This is a genomic window from Ignavibacteriota bacterium, from assembly GCA_016708125.1.
GTDB lineage: Bacteria > Bacteroidota > Ignavibacteria > Ignavibacteriales > Melioribacteraceae.
Genome location: JADJGF010000001.1, coordinates 1,518,081 through 1,539,823, shown reverse-complemented (window position 1 = coordinate 1,539,823; position 21,743 = coordinate 1,518,081). Strand labels below are relative to the sequence as shown.

The 21,743-nt window shown below is 29.2% G+C and carries 17 protein-coding genes, 1 tRNA gene and 1 pseudogene; 6 read left to right on the top strand and 13 right to left on the bottom strand.

The features are described 5' to 3' along the window. Positions 1-58: 58 nt before the first annotated feature. Positions 59-196: pseudogene (locus IPH62_06930) on the bottom strand (galactokinase family protein). Positions 197-330: 134 nt separating this feature from the next. Beyond that, on the bottom strand, positions 331-1,335 hold the full coding sequence (locus IPH62_06925; GenBank protein ID MBK7104998.1) for a UDP-glucose--hexose-1-phosphate uridylyltransferase: 1,005 nt from the start codon (positions 1,333-1,335) through the stop codon (positions 331-333). A 164-nt stretch (positions 1,336-1,499) separates the two neighbouring features. On the opposite strand from IPH62_06925, the gene IPH62_06920 reads away from it, so the two are divergent. After that, positions 1,500-1,572 (top strand) — tRNA-Lys (locus IPH62_06920). Positions 1,573-1,608: 36 nt separating this feature from the next. On the opposite strand, the gene IPH62_06915 is transcribed toward IPH62_06920, so the two are convergent. The 3 genes from IPH62_06915 to IPH62_06905 form a co-directional block, all read right to left on the bottom strand. Beyond that, the gene (locus tag IPH62_06915; GenBank protein ID MBK7104997.1) at positions 1,609-2,265 is read right to left on the bottom strand and encodes a TrkA family potassium uptake protein; all 657 of its coding nucleotides are present in this window, start codon (positions 2,263-2,265) and stop codon (positions 1,609-1,611) included. A 4-nt stretch (positions 2,266-2,269) separates the two neighbouring features. Beyond that, complete coding sequence (locus IPH62_06910) at positions 2,270-3,646, bottom strand: hypothetical protein (GenBank protein MBK7104996.1); 1,377 nt, start codon at positions 3,644-3,646, stop codon at positions 2,270-2,272. Positions 3,647-3,775: 129 nt separating this feature from the next. After that, complete coding sequence (locus tag IPH62_06905; protein ID MBK7104995.1) at positions 3,776-5,887, bottom strand: M3 family metallopeptidase; 2,112 nt, start codon at positions 5,885-5,887, stop codon at positions 3,776-3,778. A gap of 154 nt (positions 5,888-6,041) precedes the next feature. Here IPH62_06905 and IPH62_06900 point away from each other — a divergent pair, with 154 nt between their 5' ends. Next, positions 6,042-8,510, top strand: a complete 2,469-nt coding sequence (locus IPH62_06900; GenBank protein ID MBK7104994.1) for a glycoside hydrolase family 9 protein — start codon at positions 6,042-6,044, stop codon at positions 8,508-8,510. Between the two features lie 35 nt (positions 8,511-8,545). Here the strand turns inward: IPH62_06900 and glgA are convergent, their stop codons facing one another. From glgA to IPH62_06875, 5 genes are all read right to left on the bottom strand, one after another. Further along, complete coding sequence (gene glgA / locus IPH62_06895) at positions 8,546-10,006, bottom strand: glycogen synthase GlgA (protein MBK7104993.1); 1,461 nt, start codon at positions 10,004-10,006, stop codon at positions 8,546-8,548. A gap of 106 nt (positions 10,007-10,112) precedes the next feature. Then, the gene (locus IPH62_06890) at positions 10,113-11,141 is read right to left on the bottom strand and encodes a DUF1016 family protein (protein MBK7104992.1); all 1,029 of its coding nucleotides are present in this window, start codon (positions 11,139-11,141) and stop codon (positions 10,113-10,115) included. Positions 11,142-11,176: 35 nt separating this feature from the next. Further along, entirely contained in the window at positions 11,177-13,234 is a 2,058-nt protein-coding gene (locus IPH62_06885; GenBank protein ID MBK7104991.1) for an acetate--CoA ligase family protein, read from the bottom strand. An 8-nt stretch (positions 13,235-13,242) separates the two neighbouring features. Beyond that, positions 13,243-13,461 carry a hypothetical protein gene (locus tag IPH62_06880; protein MBK7104990.1) on the bottom strand — a complete coding sequence of 73 codons (219 nt, stop codon included), beginning with the start codon at positions 13,459-13,461 and terminating at the stop codon, positions 13,243-13,245. Between the two features lie 178 nt (positions 13,462-13,639). Continuing rightward, the gene (locus tag IPH62_06875) at positions 13,640-14,962 is read right to left on the bottom strand and encodes a glucosyl transferase (GenBank protein ID MBK7104989.1); all 1,323 of its coding nucleotides are present in this window, start codon (positions 14,960-14,962) and stop codon (positions 13,640-13,642) included. Between the two features lie 238 nt (positions 14,963-15,200). On the opposite strand from IPH62_06875, the gene IPH62_06870 reads away from it, so the two are divergent. From IPH62_06870 to IPH62_06855, 4 genes are read left to right on the top strand one after another with little or no spacing between them, the layout of a single operon-like run. Further along, positions 15,201-16,910: an amidohydrolase gene (locus IPH62_06870; GenBank protein MBK7104988.1), complete on the top strand. Its 1,710-nt coding sequence runs from the start codon at positions 15,201-15,203 to the stop codon at positions 16,908-16,910. Next, the gene (locus tag IPH62_06865) at positions 16,897-17,844 is read left to right on the top strand and encodes a 1-aminocyclopropane-1-carboxylate deaminase/D-cysteine desulfhydrase (protein ID MBK7104987.1); all 948 of its coding nucleotides are present in this window, start codon (positions 16,897-16,899) and stop codon (positions 17,842-17,844) included. Before IPH62_06870 ends, IPH62_06865 begins: the two co-directional genes overlap by 14 nt. A 44-nt stretch (positions 17,845-17,888) precedes the next feature. Then, on the top strand, positions 17,889-18,422 hold the full coding sequence (locus tag IPH62_06860) for a DUF2911 domain-containing protein (GenBank protein MBK7104986.1): 534 nt from the start codon (positions 17,889-17,891) through the stop codon (positions 18,420-18,422). Continuing rightward, positions 18,423-19,643 carry a 4-hydroxy-3-methylbut-2-enyl diphosphate reductase gene (locus tag IPH62_06855; protein MBK7104985.1) on the top strand — a complete coding sequence of 407 codons (1,221 nt, stop codon included), beginning with the start codon at positions 18,423-18,425 and terminating at the stop codon, positions 19,641-19,643. It begins immediately after the preceding gene. A gap of 56 nt (positions 19,644-19,699) precedes the next feature. Here the strand turns inward: IPH62_06855 and IPH62_06850 are convergent, their stop codons facing one another. The 3 genes from IPH62_06850 to IPH62_06840 are packed head-to-tail and all read right to left on the bottom strand — an operon-like array spanning position 19,700 to position 21,449. Continuing rightward, the gene (locus tag IPH62_06850) at positions 19,700-20,293 is read right to left on the bottom strand and encodes a hypothetical protein (protein MBK7104984.1); all 594 of its coding nucleotides are present in this window, start codon (positions 20,291-20,293) and stop codon (positions 19,700-19,702) included. A 15-nt stretch (positions 20,294-20,308) separates the two neighbouring features. After that, positions 20,309-20,917, bottom strand: a complete 609-nt coding sequence (locus IPH62_06845; protein ID MBK7104983.1) for a hypothetical protein — start codon at positions 20,915-20,917, stop codon at positions 20,309-20,311. Continuing rightward, complete coding sequence (locus tag IPH62_06840) at positions 20,889-21,449, bottom strand: RNA polymerase sigma factor (protein MBK7104982.1); 561 nt, start codon at positions 21,447-21,449, stop codon at positions 20,889-20,891. Before IPH62_06840 ends, IPH62_06845 begins: the two co-directional genes overlap by 29 nt. Positions 21,450-21,743: the final 294 nt, after the last annotated feature.

The following is a 21,743-nucleotide window of genomic DNA, read 5'->3' as shown; positions in this document are numbered from 1 at the left end:
CAACGTTGAAAATTTCATCATATTTGTCAGATTTAATAGAAATTACATTTTCTGATTTTGCAAAAGCAATTACCGTATCTAAATTTATGCTTGCGGCTATTACCTTTCCACCGTTGTGGTCTGTGTGATTTCCGCTTAATTCAGTTCTTCCGGGCGTGCTTATAATTGAAATATTTTTTTCTTCACCAAATGTAATTTCAAAATTTTCTAATAGTTTTTATATCGCTCTGTTTGATAATTTATTTCATCAATATTGTTTTCATAAATTTTATAAAAATTATTTTTCAAATCTTTAAGAATTTCAAATTCCATTTTAATCCAAATTTATAATTATAATTTTCTTAACAATTCTGCAGCACTTTCCGCTGTGATATCTCTTTGGGGATTTGCCAACATTTCATATCCAACCATAAATTTTTTAATTGTTGCCGAGCGTAATAACGGCGGATAAAAATGCATGTGTAAATGCCATTCTTTGTGAAGTTTTCCATCGGTTGGCGATTGATGAATTCCCGAAGAATATGGAAACGACACATTAAATATTTTATCATATTTTGTAGAAATTACTTTTATACTTTCCGCAAAATCTGTTTTAGTCTGTTCGTTAAATTCAAGTAAATTGGTTATATGATTTTTTGAAATTATCATTGTTTCAAATGGCCAAACCGCCCAAAAAGGAACAACAATTATAAAGCTGGAATTTTCAAAAACTATTCTCTCTTGTTTTTCAATTTCAATTTTTAGGTATTCTTGCAGAATTGTTGATTTGTGAACTTCGTAATATTTCAGAAAATTATTTTGTTCTTTTTGCGGCTCCATTGGTATTGTATGCTGCGCCCATATTTGTCCGTGCGGATGAGGATTGCTTGCGCCCATTACCGAACCTTTATTTTCAAAAATTTGTACATAATTTATTTCACTATTTTTTCCAATTTTATCATATTCATTTTGCCAAGTTGTAACCACATTTTTTATTTCATCTAAATTCAGTTCAGTTAAAGTTTTATTATGATGTGGAGAAAAACATACAACTTTGCAAATCCCATTTTCACTTTCTGCTTTAATTAAATTATTAATATTGAGATTTCCCTTTTCGCTATTCATCGTAAGCGAACTGAAATCATTCACAAATACAAATGTGCTTGTGTAATCTGGATTTTTTTCACCATTTGATCTCGTATTATTTGGACACAAATAACAAGTCGGATCATAATTTGGTTTTTCTAAATTTTGCTGAGTTTCGTTTTGTCCTTGCCAAGGTCTTTGAGTTCTATTTGGCGAAACAAGAATCCACTCATCTGTCAATGGGTTATATCTTCTGTGTGTATTTTTCATGTTAATGCCGGAAATTAAAATGTGTTTTGAAAATCTCAAAATTTTATGATGAAAATATAATTTTATTTCAACTAAGATTGAGGAGAAAACTTTGAGAGATTTTGAGAAATGTAAAATTCAAACTTTCATTTTTTTGATTAACAGAATTTCCGTATTTTTACCCCGCATCCTTAGCTCAGTTGGTAGAGCAGTTGACTCTTAATCAATTGGTTCGGGGTTCGAGTCCCCCAGGGTGCACATTAAAAAAACCCTCTTTTTTGAGGGTTTTTATTTTCATGATAAATCGTCTTGTAATGCACTTATACTTCTGTTATCTCCAATTATATAAAGAATATCGCTATCTTTAAATACAAATTCTCCATCGGGAATTACAACTCGCTCGGGAATAATTTCACGTACCATTGAAATTTGAACTTTGTATTTTTTTCGTAAATCAACTTCTTTTAGTTTTTTGCCAATCCATTCTCTTGTTGGGCTAACTTCAATCAAACTAAAACCTTCCGTAAGCGGAATAAATTCTAAAAAGTTGGGAGATGCAATTGTGTGCGCCATTCTAATTCCCATATCTCTTTCGGGAAAAATAATTCGTGTTGCACCAATTTTTTCTAAAATTTTTGCATGATCTTCATTTATTGCTTTTGCAATAATTTCGCTTATTTTTAATTCTTTCATGTATAATGTGATTAAAATACTTGTATCCATTTTACTTCCAACGGAAATAATTACAGTATCAAAATCTGAAATTCCAAGCTGCATTAAAAAATTTTTATCTCTTGCATCACCAATAACAGCTTTTCTAACAAATGGCTTTACTTGATTTACAAGATCTGGTTTAAGGTCAATTGCCATTAAATTAAATCCGTGTTCATTAAGTGCTTCACACAAGTAATAACCAAAACTGCTTAAACCAATAATTGCTATGTTTTTCATTTAATTATCCTACTAAAATATTATCTTCTGCGTATCTAATATCTACAGCTTCTTTAGATCCAATAATTGATGCAATTGTTAAAGGGCCAACTCTTCCGGCAAACATTAGAAAAATTATTAATGTTTTTCCAAAAATAGATAATTCGGCTGTTATTCCGGTTGATAATCCAACTGTACCAAACGCCGAAACAACCTCAAAATAAATTTGCAAAAATCTTTCTCCATGTGCATTAAATGGCAGATGTTCCATCTCTATTATTGTTAAAAGAAATGCCGAAACTACAACAATTGTAATTGCAAAAACCAAAATAACAATTGTTTTAGATATTACTCTAAAAGGCAAGGTGTTAAATTTTATGTTTACGTTTCTAGAATCTCTAACTCTGGAACGAATAAAAGAAATAATAACTGCAATTGTAGTTGTTTTTACTCCACCGCCGGTTGATGCCGGTGAAGCACCGATAAACATTAAACTTATTAAAATAAATAAAGACGGCATCGAAAAATTATATATATCAATTGTATTAAAACCAGCGGTACGTGAACTTATTGAATGAAAAATTGACGCAATAATTTTTGTTGGTAAATCCATTTCTTTCATAGAAACATCATACTCAAAAATAAAAATAAATATTGCTCCAATTATAATTAAAGCTCCGGAAATTTCTAATACAACTTTAGAATGTAAAGATAATTTTGAAAACGAAAATCTTTTCCCAAACATATTTTTTAATTCATATAAAACAATAAATCCAATTCCTCCAAAGAAAATAAGTAGTGAAATAACAATGTTTATAAAATAATCAGACCGGTAATCAGCAAGATTGTTTGAAAAATTACTGAATCCGGCATTACAGAATGCAGAAATTGAATGAAATATTCCGGCAAACAAAGCATCTTCAAATGGCAGATAAAAAAGAAATCTAAATGTTAGAAGTACTGCTCCTATTGATTCAATTGTAAAAGTAAAAATGAAAACAGATTTTAATAGTGAATTAATATCTATCGTATTAAAGAATGAAATTGTTTCTTGAATTATTTCTCTGCTTCCAATTCCAAATTTGCCTTTTAGAAAAAAAAGGAAAAGTACGGAAAATGACATTACACCAATTCCGCCAATTTGCATTAAAAATAGTAAAATGATTTTTCCAATTAAGGAAAAGTGTGTGCTGGTATCAACAACGGTTAATCCCGTTACACATGTTGCAGATGCGGCAGTAAATAATGAATCAATAAACGAAATTTCTTTTCCTTGTAAAGAAAACGGCTGCATTAATAAAATACTTCCAACAATTATAGCCGAAAAAAACGAAAAAACTAGAAAAGCTTGCGGGCTAAATCTCTGGGTTATTTTATTATATAATTCTGTGATAAATTCCATTAAATGCCGTAAAATTCAAAAATATCAACTATAAAATTAAATGTTATCATTATAAACAAATCAATAATTGATAAAATAGTGAAAATATTTCTCTAAAAAATTTTGATTTTATATTTTTAACTTTTGATTTTAATTCAACCCTCTTTTGTTAAGCAACGGATTTATTGATGGATCGGAACCTCTAAATTTTCTGTATAATTCCATTGAATCTTCCGAACCGCCGGAAGCTAAAATAAATTGTCTATATTTATTTGCTAAATCCGGATTATAAACATTTCCGGAATTTACAAAAGCATCAAACGCATCCGAATCCAAAACCGCCGACCAAATATAGCTGTAATATCCGGATGAATAAGATCCAGAAAAAATATGTCGGAAATATGTACTTCTGTATCTGGGAATAATTTCTCCAATTAATCCAATTTTATTCATTGATTCTTTTTCAAATTGATCAACATTAATATTTTTTTCTTCAGAAATTGTGTGCCAATCCATATCCAAAAATGATGCGGCTAAATATTCTACTGTTTCAAATCCTTGATTAAACAATTTTGCATTTTCTAATTTATTAATTAATTCATCCGGAATTGTTTCTTCGGTTTTAAAATGTTTTGCATAAGTTTTTAAAACATCTGGATGCAAAGCCCAATTTTCCATTACTTGAGATGGAAACTCTACAAAATCTCTCGGAGTTTCAGTTGCCGCAACTGATTCATAAGTACAGTTTGAAAGCAATCCATGAAGCGCATGACCAAATTCATGAAATAATGTATTAACTTCATCCAAACTTAAAAGCGCCGGTTTGCCGGAAGTTGGTTTAGAAAAATTTCCAACATTATAAATTATCGGCGAAATCATTTTTCCATCTTTTTTAAATTGTCTGCGGAATTCATCCATCCAAGCGCCGCCGCGTTTGCTTGCCCGCGGAAAATAATCCGTGTATAAAATTCCAATATGATTTCCATCTTTTTCTTTCACTTCAAAAACTTTTACATCGGGATGATATTTTGGAATATCATTTCGTTCCTCAAACTGAATTCCCCATAATTTTGTTGCTAATCCAAAAACTCCGTTAATTACATTTTCCACTTTGAAATACGGACGCAATTGTTCTTCATCCAAATCATATTTTGCTTTTTTAACTTTTTCCGCATAATACCACCAATCCCAAGCTTCCAACTTAAAATTATTTCCTTCCGCAAAAATTAATTTCTGCATTTCGTCTCTTTCAGTTGTAGCTCTTTTCAATGCCGGTTTCCAAAGTTTATTTAGCAAATCATAAACATTTTCGGGAGTTTTTGCCATTTGTTCTTCGAGCACATATTCAGCATGATTTTTATATCCAAGAATTTTTGCTCGCTGCAATCTTAAGTTTGCAATTTTTATAATTAAATTTTTATTGTCAAGAGAATCGTTATTATCACCTTGAGTATAATATGCTTTGTAAATTTTTTCTCTAAAATTTCTTTTTGTAGAATATTGTAAAAACGGAATCATGCTTGGCTTTTGAAGTGTAAAAATCCATTTATTTGGTTTACCATTTTCTTTTGCGGTTTCTGCTGCTGCGGAAATTACACTTTCCGGAAGTCCATCCAAATCATTTTTATCTTCAATTATTAATTCAAATTTATTTGTTTCCTTTAAAACATTATCTCCAAATTTCAGATTTAGCAAAGCCAATTCTTCATTTATTTTTCTGAATTCAATTTTTTGTTTTTCATCTAAATTTATTCCGCCGCGAACAAAATCTTTGTAATATAATTCCAATAATTTTTGCTGTTCTGTATTTAAATTGATATTTTCTCTGTTATCATAAACCTCTTTCACTTTTGTAAATAACTTTTCATTTAGATTAATATCATCTTCATGTTTTGCTAAAACCGGAGTAATTTCTTCAGATATTTTTTGAATTTCTTCGCCGCTCATTGATTCTTCCATAGCAGAAAAAACACGATTCACTTTTTTCAGCAATTCACCGGATTGATCCAAAGCAACAATTGTATTTTCAAAATTTGGTTTTTCGGTATTATTAATAATTTGTAGAATTTCTTCATCGTGAATTTTTAAAGCTTCTTTATACGCCGGTAAATAATGATCATTTTTTATTTCATCAAATGGCGGAGTTCCAAACGGAGTTTTCCATTCGGTTAAAAATGGATTTTCTACTTTCTCTGTTTTTGTATTTTGATTGCACGCCGAAATTAAAAGTATTGAACTAAGAAAAATCATAATTCTCCCAATAAACATTTTTGCCCCAATTTTTTATTTATTATTTTTTTATGCGGTTAAGATAATCAATTATAGAGAATTTTAAGAGTTTCAAAAATGAACTTTTAATTTAGAAAATTGAATTATCTGTAAAATCACATAACATGTTTCATTAAATTACATCATTATGAAAAAAATTTATTTTATGCTTTTCGTTTCTGCACTTTTGTGCAAACCTTTATATTCAAAAAGCTGGATTAGAATAAACCAATTGGGATATAAACCAAATTCCGTAAAGGTTGCGGTGCTTTCCAGCAAAGTTGAAATTGAATTTGAGAAGTTTGAAATTATAGAATTGTTAACTGAAAAAGTTGTGTACACCGGAAATAAAATTAATAATTTTGATGAGTGTGCGGCATTCAAAAAAAATTACAGATTATATTTTTCTGATTTCAAAGAATCCGGAACTTTTTATATAAAAGTAAATGAAATAACTTCACCAAATTTTGTGATTGGTGAAAATATTTATAATGGTTCCGCAGATTTTATTTTGAAATATATGCGACAACAAAGATGCGGTTACAATCCATTTTTAAAAGATTCTTGTCATGTTCATGATGGATTTATTGTTGATCATCCAAATTTAGATTCTACTCACATTGATGTTATCGGCGGCTGGCATGATGCTTCCGATTATTTGCAATATGTTACAACTTCTGCAAATGCAACTTATCAAATGTTATTTGGGTATCAGCAAAATCCAAAAGTATTTAAAGATGAATTTGATAAAAATGGGAATCCCGGGAAAAATGGAATTCCCGATATTTTAGATGAAGCAAAATGGGGATTGGATTGGCTCGATAAAATGAATCCCGAATATGGAATTATGTATAATCAAATTGCCGATGATAGAGATCATAGAAAATTTACTTTGCCGACTTTGGATTCCGTAAGTTATGGAAAAAATTTGGAACGACCAGTTTATTTTGTTACCGGAAAATCACAAGGTTTAGCAAAGTACAAAAATAGAACAACGGGAGTTTCATCAACCGCCGCAAAGTTTGCATCATCATTTGCGCTTGGTTCAGATTTGTTAAAAAAATATTACCCAAAATTTTCTGAAAAAATAAAACAAAAATCTATAGATGCATTTGAGTTTGCGAAAACAGATTTAGGCGTTTGTCAAACTGCATGCAACGTTTCACCATATTTTTATGAAGAAGATAATTATGTTGATGATTTGGAACTTGCTGCAGCTCAATTATCAAAAACTTTTTCAAGTAATAAATATTTAGATGAATCAAATTATTGGGGCGAAATTGAGCAATTTACTCCATGGATGGGTGCAGATACTGCTCGGCATTATCAATGGTATCCGTTTGTAAATTTAGGACATTTCCTAAACGCAGAATTGCAAGACAGTATTTCAAAAAATAAGTTTATCAATTTTTTACACAAAGGAATTGAGAACATTTATCAAAAAGGAATTTCAAATCCATACTTTTTCGGAGTTCCGTTTATTTGGTGCTCAAACAATTTGGTTGTTGCAATATTAACACAAATAAATCTTTACAATAAATTAACCGGAGATAATTCTTACGAAGAAATGGAAGCTTCTTTAAGAGATTGGTTATTTGGATGCAATCCTTGGGGAACAAGTATGATTGTCGGTTTTCCGAAATATTCCGATTTCCCCGCTGATCCGCATTCTGCATTTACTGCCGCATTTAATTATAAAATAGATGGAGGTTTAGTTGATGGTCCGGTTTATACTTCAATATTTAATAGATTGCGCGGATTAAAATTATATGCTGAAGATGAATATTCAGAATTTCAATCAGACTTAGCTGTTTATCATGATGATTACGGAGATTACTCAACTAACGAGCCAACGATGGATGGAACAGCAAGTTTATCATATTATTTGTCTTCAATGGAAAACTTAACTGATTCAAAAAATCAAAATTATATTTATGATAATGGTGGAATAATTCGAGGTGATACATCAAATAAAATTATACATTTAGTTTTTACCGGTGGTGATTATAACGACGGCGGAAATTTTATTGCTGATTTATTGAAGCGAAATACAATTAATGCACACTTCTTTTTTACCGGAGATTTTTATCGAAATCCCGAAAATGAAAATCTGATTTACAAATTAAAACAAAATGGAAATTATCTCGGCGCTCATTCCGATAAACATTTGTTATACGCAGATTGGCAAAACAGAGATTCGTTATTAATAACAAAAGATGAATTTATTTCTGATCTAAAAAATAATTATGCGGAAATGGAAAAATTTGGAATTACAAAAGAAAACGCAAAATTGTTTTTACCGCCTTATGAATGGTATAATTCCGAAATAAGTAAATGGACAAATGAACTTGGACTTACTTTAATAAATTTTACACCTGGAGCTTATTCAAATGCAGATTACACAACTCCGAATATGAATGAAAAGTATTTTTCAAGTGAGCAAATATTTAACAAGATTTTAGATTTTGAAAATAAATCTTCAAATGGATTAAACGGTACAATTTTATTATTTCATGTTGGAACTCATCCGGATAGAACCGACAAATTTTATTTCAATTTGGATGAACTGATAAATAAGTTAAAAGAGAATGGTTATTCGTTTCGGTTAATAGAATAATTTTAGATTTATTGGAAAAATATTTTTATCAAAAATTATTTTGCCAAAGCCTTTTTATATAACTCAACATATTTCTTTGCAGAAGTTTCCCACGAATAATCTTTTATCATTCCGTTCATTTGTATTTGATGCCAAACGGGTTTATTGTGAAAATCATTTATTGCTCTTTTTACCGATTGAATTAATGCGTTTGCAGAATATTCATAAAATGAAAATCCGTTTCCAATCGGTTGACCAAATTCATTATATTCATTCCAATCTTGAACAGTATCTGCAAGTCCACCGGTTTTTCTAACAACTGGAACTGTTCCGTATTTCAATGAATAAATTTGATTTAATCCGCAAGGTTCATATTGGGAAGGCATTAAAAATATATCTGCACCAGCTTCAATTTGATGTGCAATTTCCTCACTGTAAGCAAAATATGCTCCTATTTTATACGGATAAAGTTGAATTAAATCTCTAAAAATATCTTCATAATATTTTGGTCCACTTCCTAAAAGAACAAATTGTGCATCCATATTTAATAATTGCGGCAGTGCTTCTACCAAAATATCTACACCTTTTTGAGAGACCAATCTTGAAACAATTCCAAACAAAGGAATATTTTGATTGAACGGTATTCCTAATTTATTTAGCAGAAATTCTTTGTTTTTAATTTTACCGCTCAAATCATTCATCGAATATTTATGCGGAATATATTTATCAACTTCCGGATTCCAAACTTCGTAATCGACGCCGTTTATTATTCCGTAATAATCATTATATCTTTGCAATAAATAATTATACATTCCGGCACCGTATTCCGGAGTAAGCAATTCCTTTGCATAAGTTTCACTGACCGTATTTATTACATCCGAATATAAAATTGCTGCTTTCAAAAAGTTTGAATCATTTTCGTGAATCAAAATTCCATTATTTTCGTACAGATGTTTCGGTAATTCTGCGCGCTTGTAAGATTCAAGTGAAAATCTTCCTTGATAGCCAATATTATGAATTGTAAAAACTGTTTTTGTTTTGTGAAATAAACTATCCCAACTATAATTTTCCTTTAGAAAAACCGGAAGCAATCCGGTTTGCCAATCATTTGCGTGAACAATATCCGGCGCCCAGCCGAGCTTTTGCATAATTTGAATTACGGCTTTTGAGAAAAGAATAAATCGTTCATCTTCATCCCAATCTTCCGTATATATTTTACTTCTATGAAAATAATTTGGATAATGCACAAAATATGCATCTACATTTGAATGCGGAAGTTTACCATAAAAAACATGAACGCTATGCTGATAACCGCTCGTGGAAATTTTCATTTCTCCAATTAAGCTATCATAATGATGACCATATTCGTGTTCATTCACTTGATAATATTTCGGCATAAAGACTTTTACTTCATGACCTAATTTTGCTAATTCAATTGGCAAAGTTCCGCTTACTTCTCCAAGTCCGCCGGTTTTTGCAAACGGAATTATTTCACTTGATGCAAATGCTATTTTCATAAAATTATCTTTTTGTGTTTTGCAAAAATAATGATTTGAAACTTTTAAAAAATATTTATTTGTAAAAACGATTTTTGTAAATAAATATTTTAAAAATTTATTACTGTTACTGCAAATCCAACTCTTTTATTTTATCTTTTATTTCACTCGTTGATGGTAAATATTCCTTTAAATTTTTAGGCAAGCGATTTGTTATTTTATATTCGGAAACACCAATTGGCTGATTATTATCTTTCAAAGCATAATCAACAACTAATCTGTTTTTTTCTTTACATATAATTATTCCAATTGATGGATTTTCATCTTGAAGTTTTACTTTATCATTTAACACAGATAAATAAAATTGCATTTTGCCGGCATATTCCGGAATAAATTTTCCAATTTTTAATTCAATTGCAACCAAACATTTAAGTTTTCTATGGAATAAAAGAAGATCAATAAAAAATTCTTCGCCCCCAATTTCCAATCTATATTGATTACCAACAAATGTAAAATATCCGCCCATTTCTATTAGGAATTTTCTGATATTGTTTACCAAAGAAGTTTCAAGTTCGTGCTCGGAATGCTCTTCAACTAATTCGAGAAAATCAAAAGTATATTCATCTTTCACTGCCAATTTAGCTTGGTTTTTATATTTTGTTGATAAGGTTTTATCGAAATTTGTTTGGTTGGTTAAATATTTTTCATACGATTGATTTTCAATTTGGTGAATTAAAACATTTTTAGACCAGCCAAATTTTTTAGTCATTTTAATGTAAAATTCTCTTTCCAACGAATCTTTACATTTTTCGAAAATTACGATGTTTTTTGTCCAACTAATTTCTCGCACTAATGGTGCGAGAATTTCATCATCTTTATATTCAATATAAAATATTCTCATTCTCCAAAGATTTGCAGCCGAGAATCCATTAAGTCCCGGATACTCCGATTGTAAATCTAACGCAATATTTTCAACAATTGATTTTCCCCAGCTTTTCTTTTCTTGCTGCTCAACAATCATTTTTCCAATATCCCAATAAAGATTTATTAACTCTTTATTAACGGCTTTCAGAGCTTCATATTGAGCCGAACGAATTCTATCTTTCAAAACAATAATGAAAGATTTGTAATCATTTGTGGAATAAATTTCATTCATATTTTCAACTCAAAATAGTTTAATTGAAGTTTATTTTATTGCACAAAACCAATTCTTACATCAACTGCAAATAGATTATTTTGTTCATCAACAATAATTGGATTAAAATCAAACTCTAAAATTTCTTCATTTTCAATCAACATTTTTGCAGATGCTGAAATTATATTTTTCAACTTTTCTAAATCCAAACTTTTTTCACTGCGCACACCTTTTAGAATTTTCCCGATTTTTGTTGCCTCAATTATTTGGTTTAAATCATTTTCATTTAAATATGCAGATTTAATTTTCGTGTCTTCAAAAACTTCAACGTACTTTCCGCCGAAACCAAATATTATTATTGGTCCAAATGATGAATCTCTAAATCCACCAATTAATATTTCATGTTTGGTTTTTATAAATGGCTGAATTAAAAACTTTTCAACTTCAATATTATTTTTTTGGAATGATGATTTTATTTCATCAATTGCAGATTTTAATTCATCATAATTTTTGATATTTAACTTTACTGCGTTTAATTCAGATTTGTGAATTGCCTTATCGGATATGCCTTTTATAACAATTGGGAATGAAAATTTAGAAGATACAATTTCAGTTTCGTTCAATAATTTTTGTTCAACAATAGGAATATTATATTTTCTGCAAAGTTCAGAAATTTGATTCTGATCGAGAAATTTTCTTTCATCAAATTTATTTAAATAGTTTATATTTTTTTCGGCAAAATTATATTTAACATTTTTCTTTTCTTCAAAAAACAAAATGTTGGAAATTATTTCAACCGGATCTTCCGGATTTCTAAATATTGGTAATTTTGTTTGAGATTCAGATTTATACTTTTCCCAAAATTCCGGCAAAGGCATGCAAACTTGATAAATTGGTTTTTCTGACTTTATGGAATTTACGGATTCAATAACTTCAAATGCATTTACCATTACTGGTTCTACAAAAATTGAAATTACCGCATCTACATTTTCATCTTGAAGAATTATTTCAATTGCACTTTTATAAATTTCCGGATTACCGCCGGGCAGCAAATCTATTGGGTTATTTACACTTCCTTCCGGATGAACAATTTCTCTTAATTTACTTTTTGTACTTTCTGAAATTTGCGCGAGATTTAAATTTCTTTCTTCTAATTTATCAACAGCTAAAATTGCGGGTCCGCCGGCATTTGTAATTACAGCAATATTTTTTCCTTTGGGAATAGGAAAGTTTTCAAATCCTTTTGCAGTGTTGAATAATTCATTTAAATTTTTTGCTCTAATAATTCCAAATTGATTTAGAAGTGAATCAACAATTTTATCATTACTGCTCAAAGCTCCGGTGTGCGAGCTTGCGGCTTTCATTCCGGCTTTGGTTTTACCGGCTTTTAAAATTATTACTGGTTTTCTTGCTTTTGCAGAATTTAAAATATTTAGAAATAGGAACCCATTTTCAAAACTTTCCAGATACATTGTGATAACTTTAACATTTTCATCCTCCAGCCAGAATTGAAGAATATCATTTTCAGAAATATCAGCTTTGTTTCCAACACTTATAAAATGAGCAAATTTAATATTTGTTTCACGCAAAGAATTTAGAACTGCTGCACCAAGCGCTCCGCTTTGCGAAAGAAAAGCAATGCTTCCGGTTTGAGGTTTTTCTGCAACGAACGTAGCATTTAGCTTTACATTTTCCAAAGTGTTGATTAAGCCCATACAGTTTGGGCCAACCAATCTTATATTGTTTTCTCTAACTTTTTTAAGAATTATTTCTTCATGAATTTTTCCTTCTTCGCCGGTTTCTTTAAATCCCGCTGTAATTAAAATTATTGATTTAACTTTTTTCTGAATTAATTCATCAATTGAATTTTCAACAAATATTTTTGGCATAACAATTATTGCCAAATCAATATTTTCGGAAATATCAGAAATTGTTTTATAACATTTAAATCCTAAAATGCTTTCTGATTTTGGATTTACCGGAAATATTTTACCGGTATAATTATTATCCTTTATCGATCGCAGAATTTCATAACCAATACTTTTTTCTTTAGATGAAGCTCCGGCAATACAAATTGAATTTGGATAAAAGAAATTTTTAATTTCGGGATTCATAAAATTTTCTATGAATTTATAATTGATTGAATTTTATCTAATCTGATTTTTACATTATTTACTGACAAAAACTCTGCTTTGTTTTCGGAAAATATATTTTGAATTATTCCTTCAATTTCTTCGGTTATTTGATTTTCGGTAAGATATTTTATTTTAACTTTTGATTTTGATAATGCAAGATTTTCCAATCGATCAAATAAATTGCAGCTTATTCTTTGATATTCCACAAGCACTCCATTTTAACTTTTTAAAGTTATAAAGAGTATTTGTATTTAGCATATTATTTGTTTTGATTTTACTGTCTATCTATATGGTAATATATATTTAAAGTATATCAAGTGGTCGAAGAAATCATAATGATATAATTCATAAAATATAATAGACAATCTTTGTGCTATTAAAATTTTATCTTCTACCTATTGTTATTATTGCTTTTACTTTATCATCAATATAATTTCCTACAAAGCAAACTATATTCTCTTTTACTGATACAGATAAATAATTTCCGTAAAAATTTGGAACTCCATCATTTTTATAGGTTTTCCAGGTAACACCATTAAAATGAACAATTTCTCCTCCGGCACCTCCAATAAAAATGTCATTAACATCGTTACCTCTTATTGTATGCATATAGTAAGAAGAAATATTATTATTTACATTTTTCCATGTTTTATTTGCAGAATATGGATTTTGAATATATATACCATCCCCAACAATATAGGTTTTTAACTCATTTTTGAACCAGACTGAGCTTATGCTCCAAGGTAAACCTTCAAGCATTTGAGGTATAATTAAATTATTTTTAATCTCGTAAACTTCTGGGCCATGTCCCTCATATTTGTCTGAGGCAACGCATAAAATTTTAAAATCATTTTCTTTAATCTTTTTACTTCCCCATATATCTTGAAAAGGCAGTGCAGTACTAGTTTCCGTTTTCTCCCAATAGCCATTATAATGTGCAATTGGGCTTCCATTTCCTACTGCATATATATCTTTATTTGATGCTCCCCAGAGTTTGTTAATCACCATCGAAAAAGGAAGACAAATTTTATCTATTTGACTTATTCCTTTAATTCGAACTAATTGTCTACCTCCGCCTGCAATCCAAATATCATTATCACTAAATGCAAATATTGTATTAGCTGGATATGATGATAAACTTAATTGCCCGCAAATGGTGTAAAACATTGTCCGTTTTAATTCCCAGCTCCGTCCATCCCAATGCGCGACGTTGTAAGCGTGGGGGTCAGAATTGCCAAGCGAGTCATTCATATAAATTTCACCAACAGCCCAAATGTTGTTTTCATCAATAACTGCGACATCATAAAGAACACTACTAGAATGTTCTCCAAATAAAAATGTTTGCCATGTAATATTATGGCTTGTTGTATCTAATGTTGTTACTTGTATTTTGTTACTTAAACCCAATTGCTTTTCAACTGTTGTATAAATATTATACGTTTGGTTTGGCAGTAATGAATCTACATATAATACTGTATCAACTTCATTTAATCTTATTGTTCTCTTATTCTTTTCATTAACAAACAGATTTATATTTGCTGGTATTTGTAAATTATTTGTTTTAAGGGTAAGCCATACTTCTGTACAGCTTGCATCTTCAAGCTGCAGTTCAAGAATTGCTTTATTTGGTTCGGTTGTGTCACAATTGTAAATAATTAATAAACTTCCAATTAAAATAAAAATTAATATAACTGTTTTTCTTAACATGTAATTTCTCGTTAAACCTTATTCTTTTAATCAAAATTATGGTTAAAATAACTTAAATGAAATAGATAAAAATTAGATTATATATTATTCTTTTAAAACTTGATGTGAAAGTGAATATTATTACAGGAACTTAATTGTTATCAATTGGTCGATACAAGTATAATAAAACATATTTAGCATATTATTTGTTTTGATTATCTTGCAAATTAAAATTTCGAAAAAATAATTTGAGAAAAATATGTTAAGAATTGGAAAATTTCTTTTACTAACAATTATAATTTTTCAAATGACAAACTGCTCAAACAATAGTAAAATTGCGGATTTGGTTTTGTTGAACGGAAATATAATTACTGTTGATTCCGCAAATACTATTTCTCAAGCAATCGCAATTTCCGGCGATACAATTTTTGCAATTGGAAAAAATGAAGAAATAAAAAACCTAATTGGCTCATCAACAAAAGTAATTGATATAAAAGGACAAACAGCAATTCCCGGATTTATTGAAAGTCATGCACATTTTATTTCCACCGGTGAAGCTTTATTGGAATTGGATTTATCAAGCGCAAAAAATTGGGATGAAATAATTCAGCTTGCAAAAAATGCTGCGGAAAAATCTAAAATGGGTGAATGGATTATTGGAAGAGGATGGCATCAAGAAAAATGGAATTCAATTCCCGAAGATGCTGTTGAAGGCTTTCCCACACATAAAAAATTAAGTGAAGCTATTCCAAATAATCCAATAATATTTTCTCACGCAAGCGGTCACGCAATTTTTGCAAATGCAAAAGCGATGGAAATTTCCAATGTAACAAATGAAACTCAAAATCCAGCTGGTGGAATAATAATAAAAGATAAAAATGGTTTTCCGACCGGAATATTTTTAGAAGATGCAGAAAAATTAATTACAAAAAAATACAATGAAGATTTGAACAAAAAATCTAAGCGAGAATTAAAAGATGAAATTAAAAAAGCAATAAAATTAGCAAATGATGAATGTTTGAAAAATGGAATTACAACTTTTCATGATGCCGGAGAATCTTTTGAAAGTTTGAACATTATAAAAAACATGGTTGAAAATAACGAAATTGATATTCGTTTGTATGTTATGCTGGGAGAAAATTATATTGCACTAAAAGATTCTTTAAGAAAATATTTTACAATCGGTTACTCAAATAATCATTTAACTGTCCGCTCAATAAAACTTTATATGGATGGCGCCTTAGGTTCGCGTGGAGCTTGGCTGTTTGAACCTTATTCGGATATGCCGAATCAATATGGAATGAATACAACAAGTTTGGATGAAATAAATTCAATCTGTAAAATTGCCGCAGAAAAAGATTTTCAAATTTGTACTCACGCAATTGGTGATAAAGCAAATCGTGCCACTTTAGATGTTTACGAAAACATTTTTAAAAATTATTCACATAAAACTTTTAGATGGAGAATTGAACACGCTCAACATTTACATCCAAATGATATTTCAAGATTTAATAAACTCGGAGTAATTGCGGCAATGCAAGGGATTCATTGTACATCCGATGCACCATTTGTTGAAAAAAGATTAGGAAAAGATAGGGCAGAATCCGGAGCTTACGTTTGGAAATCTTTAATAAATTTCGGAGCAATTATTTGTAACGGAACAGATTCGCCGGTTGAAAAATTAAATCCAATAAAAAATTTCTATGCAACTGTAACTAGAAAAACAAATGATGGAAATTTATTTAATGAAAATCAAAAAATGAATAGATTGGAAGCTTTAAAATCTTACACAATTAACGGAGCTTTTGCAGCTTACGAAGAAAATATAAAAGGAAGTTTAGAAATCGGGAAACTTGCGGATATTGCAATTTTATCTCAAGATTTGCTAAACATTTCTGATGACGAAATTCTAAATACTGAAATTATTTACACAATTGTGGGCGGTAAAATTTTGTATGAAAGAAAATGATATTTACGAAATAATCGAAAAAAATATTACTGAAGACGCAACCGTATTACAAAAAATTGAATTGCCGAATATTCAAAAAAATGTTAATGTATTTTTAAAACGCGAAGATTTAACACATCCGGTAATTTCCGGAAATAAGTGGAGAAAATTAAAATATAATTTAATTTACGCTAAAGAAAATGAATACAAAACTTTGCTTTCGTTCGGCGGAGCTTATTCAAATCACATTCATGCATTTTCTAAAGCGGGAGAATTATTTGGATTTAACACAATCGGAATTATTAGAGGAGAAGAAACTTTACCTTTAAATTCAACACTTTCTTCAGCAAAAGAAAGCGGAATGAAAATAGAATATGTTTCAAGAACTGATTATAGAAAAAAACGTGAAAGTGATTTCATCGAAAATCTAAAAGAAAAGTTTGGCGATTTTTATTTAGTTCCCGAAGGCGGAACAAATAATCTAGCAATTAAAGGTTGTACGGAAATTATAAACAATATTAATATCGATTTTGATTATGTGGTTTCGGCATGCGGAACCGGAGGGACTTTATCCGGTTTAATTTGCGGATTAAACGGCAATAAAAAAGTTTTAGGAATTCCGGCTTTAAAGGGCGCAGATTTTCTTAACAATGAAATTGAAAATTATGTTTATAATTACACCGGAAAATATTTTGATAATTGGGAATTAAAATTGGATTTTCACTTTGGCGGTTTTGCTAAAATTGATAAACCTTTATTCATGTTTATGCGTGAGTTTGAAAAAATAAATCAAATTAAAATTGAACCAATTTATACCGCAAAAATGTTGTTCGCAGTAAAATCATTAATTGAAAATAATGAGATTCCGGAAAACTCAACGGTTATTGCTTTACATACCGGAGGTTTGCAAGGTAAATCCGGAATGCAGCAAAAAATAAATAAAATTTTATCATAAATTATATTTGCAAAAAATATTTTAAAATCTAATTTGGAAGAATAATGAAACACTTAAATAAAATTCTGATAATCTTCTTTTTGTTCGGTTTAACAATAATTGCACAAAATAATCCGCCAAGATTAAGTCCTAAATGTTATGTGGGACAAACAATTGGTTATACAAATGTAGAGATAAAATACGGATCGCCGGGAGTTAAAGAACGTAAAATTTGGGGCGAACTTGTTCCTTATAATAAAGTTTGGAGAACCGGCGCAGACGAAGCTACAACTATTGAATTTGAAAATGATGTAATTATAAAAAATAAAATAATTCCCGCCGGAATTTATTCATTGTTCACAATTCCAAATGAAAAAGAATGGACAATTATTCTTAACAAAGTTTATGATCAATGGGGAGCTTTCAAATATGATCCGAAAGAAGATTTTTATCGATTTAAAGCAACTCCAAAGCAAAATGAATTTACCGAAAGATTAAAATTTAGTTTCTATTATAAAGAACCTTATATTACTGAAGTTAGTATCAGATGGGAAAAAGTAAAAGTAGCGTTTGAAATTAATTCAGAAATAAAAAAGTAAATGAAAAATTTTGAAATTCCGGTTTATTATAAAAGTTCAATAATTCAAAAAATTAAGGAACTGAGAAAAAGTAAAGATCATTACAAAAAAGATTTTAGCCCAACAATTTTAAAATTTGAAAATATCCAAATTTATTTAGCACGCCATTTCGGATTTTGTTACGGCGTAGAAAATGCTATAGAAATTGCATATAAAACAATTGAAGAAAATCCCGGTAAAAGAATTTTTCTATTAAGTGAAATGATTCATAATCCCGGAGTTAACGCCGATTTACAAACCAATGGAATTGAATTTATTCTTGATACTTATGGAAATCAAATTATAGATTGGGATGAAATAACTGAAAATGATATTGTAATAATTCCCGCTTTTGGAACAACTTTAGAAACAGAAGAAATTTTACGCAAAAGAAAAATTGATACTTTAAAGTATAACACGACTTGTCCCTTTGTAGAAAAAGTTTGGAAAAAATCTCATCAATTGGGAAAGGAAAATTACACCGTAATAATACATGGAAAAGCAAAACACGAAGAGACAAAAGCAACTTTTTCACACGCAAAAGCAAACACGCCAAGCGTAATTATTAGAAATATTGAAGAAACGAAAATTTTATCAAAAATAATTTTAGGTGAAATTGATAAAACTGAATTTTACAAATATTTTGAAGGGAAATTTTCTCAAGGATTTGATGTTGAAAAAGATTTGTTAAAAATTGGTGTTGTAAATCAAACAACAATGCTGGCTTCAGAAACACAAGATATTGCCGATTGCTTAAAAGAAACAATGATCAAAAAATACGGAAAAGAAAATATAGATTTTCATTTTGCAGATACGAGAGATACTTTGTGTTATGCAACAAATGATAATCAGCAAGCCACAATTGAATTGTTAAAAGAAAATGTAGATTTGGCAATTGTCGTTGGCGGATACAACAGCTCAAATACATCCCACATTGTTGAATTGCTTGAAGAAAAATTTAAGACATATTTTATTTCGAATGAATCAAAATTAATTTCAAAAAATTTAATTCATCATTTTGATTACGGTACCAAAACAGAAATTTCTACCGAGAATTTTTTACCGGAAAAAGAAATGATAAAAATTATAATTACAAGCGGCGCTTCTTGTCCGGATTCTGTTGTGGAATCTGTGATGTTGAAATTATTAGGTTTCTACAAAATTGAAAATCCTATAGAAAAAATATTTTCTCAATTTAGTTAACAAAAAAGACACAATAAAAATTGAGTCTTTTTTATTAAAATTTATTTGCCAAATAATTATTCCCAATCTAAAAATTTATCTTCATGTAAAAGTTCTTGAATTCTTCTATTTATAATTTCATTTTTATTTTGCATTCTAACTTGTAAAGATTGTTTTAATTCTTTTAATTCTTGCTCAAGTCTTGCAACTTCTTGTTTTCGTTCTTCTTCTTTCTGATTAAATAATTCTGTTAACTGTTGTTTCAAATCATTTTTAATTTTTTCTTTTTCGGATTTATTTGCAGAATCATATTTTGATGCAAGAGATTCGGTTTTAACTTCCAACTCAAAAATTTTCTTTTCTCTATCTCGCGCTTCTTTCTCTTGTTTATTTACGAAAGGGAAATTCATATTCTTAAATTGAGATTCCCTTAACAAATCAAAATATCTGTTTTTATTCACATTCTTAATATTCTTCAATTCCCTTTTTATTTCTTCTCTAACATTTTTTAATATTTCTTTTTCTTCTTCTTCGCTTATTGTATTAAAGTTTTGAAAATCGAAATCAAAATCATATACCGGCGGGGCTGGCGGCTCCGGTGCTTCTACTTTTTCTTGTGCAAATAAATTTACAGTTATAAAAATTATTGCGATAAATATTATTCTTTTCATTTTATACCTCATATTTTATAATTCTTTACTATTGATTTCTTTTTTAAGTTCATCAATATTGTTTCCAATATAATTTAGATTCTTATCAACATTTTCTGATGCAAATCCATATTTAGAATATCTTTTGTAATCTTCGTCTTTGGCTAACTTCAAAAGATTTTCAACTTTGTTAATTTTCTTTTCAATTGATGTCGGATTCCACTCAAGCAATTCGCTGTTTATTGTTTTGCTGAATTTATTTACCGGATTTGGTCTGTTTGAAATTATTGATATTATTACTGCAGCAACAATTAAGAAACTTGCAAATGCAATTTTTCCAAAATTGAATTCAGTTTCACTTGCAAAAATATTTGAGAAAATCTGCTTTGCTTTTTCAACAAATGATTTTTTCTCAATTGCTTTTTCTATCATTAAATCAAATTTATTTTCATCAATATCAACTTGATTTGAAAATTTATATTCATTGGAAATTGATATGTATTCTTCCATATAATTTTTGAGAGATAAATTATTTTCAATTTTATCATCCCAAAATAATTTACGTTTTTCGTCAAGTTGATTATCAAGATATAACCAAACTTCTTTTTCAAAATCTTTATATAACTGATCTTCGTTGTGGTTCATCTTCTTTTGCCAATTGTTTTTTAATTTTTTTTACTGCATAGTGCATGTGACTAATAACTGTATTTAACGGTTCATTTATTGTTTCCGCAATTTCTTTAAATGTTAATTCACCATGTTGGCGAAGTAAAAAAACCGATTTTTGTTTTTCTGTTAAATTTTCTACTGTACGATTTATAATTTCAATTCTTTCTTTTTTTACAAAATCTTCATCCGGTCTTGCAAAACTTTCCATATCATTGTTTTCATTTATTGCCAGAATATTTGTTTCAGTTTTTCGTTTTCTTAACGAATCCATTGCAACATTGTGCGCAATTGTAAAAAGCCATGACGAAAATTTTTGCTGATTATTATATTTTTTCAAACCTTTCCAAACTTTTATTAATGTTTCTTGAAACATTTCTTCGGCTTCAAATCTGGAACTGCTGAAACGCCATAAATATCCAAACAGTTGAACGCGATAGATATTTATCAACTGTTTAAAAGCTGTTCCATCGCCAATTAAACATTTTTCTAAAAGTTCATTTTCCAGCATAAGTTTTTCATCTTTCTGCTTATGTAAACGAATTAAATTTGTTTTTATTGTATTGGGATTTAAATTTTATGTAAAATAACCAATAAGTGAATTTTGTGAAATAGAATTGATATTTTAAATATTTCCGAGAAAGCATGTAAAAATTAATGATGCCATCTTTTTAAAAATGACATCTTTTATAAGTGATCTCTATTCCAACAAAAATCTTCGGATTTGAAATGACAAAAATGTGTCATGTCGAATGTTTTTTAGGAGATATCTCTATAAAAATTAGTTGGATTTACTTTTTCTTAA

Bases quoted from the DNA above. Each gene is read 5' to 3' on its own strand.
- IPH62_06925 (MBK7104998.1), bottom strand. From the start codon at position 1,335: ATGAAAAATACACACAGAAGATATAACCCATTGACAGATGAGTGGATT.
- IPH62_06915 (MBK7104997.1), bottom strand. From the start codon at position 2,265: ATGAAAAACATAGCAATTATTGGTTTAAGCAGTTTTGGTTATTACTTG.
- IPH62_06910 (MBK7104996.1), bottom strand. From the start codon at position 3,646: ATGGAATTTATCACAGAATTATATAATAAAATAACCCAGAGATTTAGC.
- IPH62_06900 (MBK7104994.1), top strand. From the start codon at position 6,042: ATGAAAAAAATTTATTTTATGCTTTTCGTTTCTGCACTTTTGTGCAAA.
- glgA (MBK7104993.1), bottom strand. From the start codon at position 10,006: ATGAAAATAGCATTTGCATCAAGTGAAATAATTCCGTTTGCAAAAACC.
- IPH62_06890 (MBK7104992.1), bottom strand. From the start codon at position 11,141: ATGAATGAAATTTATTCCACAAATGATTACAAATCTTTCATTATTGTT.
- IPH62_06885 (MBK7104991.1), bottom strand. From the start codon at position 13,234: ATGAATCCCGAAATTAAAAATTTCTTTTATCCAAATTCAATTTGTATT.
- IPH62_06875 (MBK7104989.1), bottom strand. From the start codon at position 14,962: ATGTTAAGAAAAACAGTTATATTAATTTTTATTTTAATTGGAAGTTTA.
- IPH62_06870 (MBK7104988.1), top strand. From the start codon at position 15,201: ATGTTAAGAATTGGAAAATTTCTTTTACTAACAATTATAATTTTTCAA.
- IPH62_06865 (MBK7104987.1), top strand. From the start codon at position 16,897: ATGAAAGAAAATGATATTTACGAAATAATCGAAAAAAATATTACTGAA.
- IPH62_06860 (MBK7104986.1), top strand. From the start codon at position 17,889: ATGAAACACTTAAATAAAATTCTGATAATCTTCTTTTTGTTCGGTTTA.
- IPH62_06855 (MBK7104985.1), top strand. From the start codon at position 18,423: ATGAAAAATTTTGAAATTCCGGTTTATTATAAAAGTTCAATAATTCAA.
- IPH62_06850 (MBK7104984.1), bottom strand. From the start codon at position 20,293: ATGAAAAGAATAATATTTATCGCAATAATTTTTATAACTGTAAATTTA.
- IPH62_06845 (MBK7104983.1), bottom strand. From the start codon at position 20,917: ATGAACCACAACGAAGATCAGTTATATAAAGATTTTGAAAAAGAAGTT.
- IPH62_06840 (MBK7104982.1), bottom strand. From the start codon at position 21,449: ATGCTGGAAAATGAACTTTTAGAAAAATGTTTAATTGGCGATGGAACA.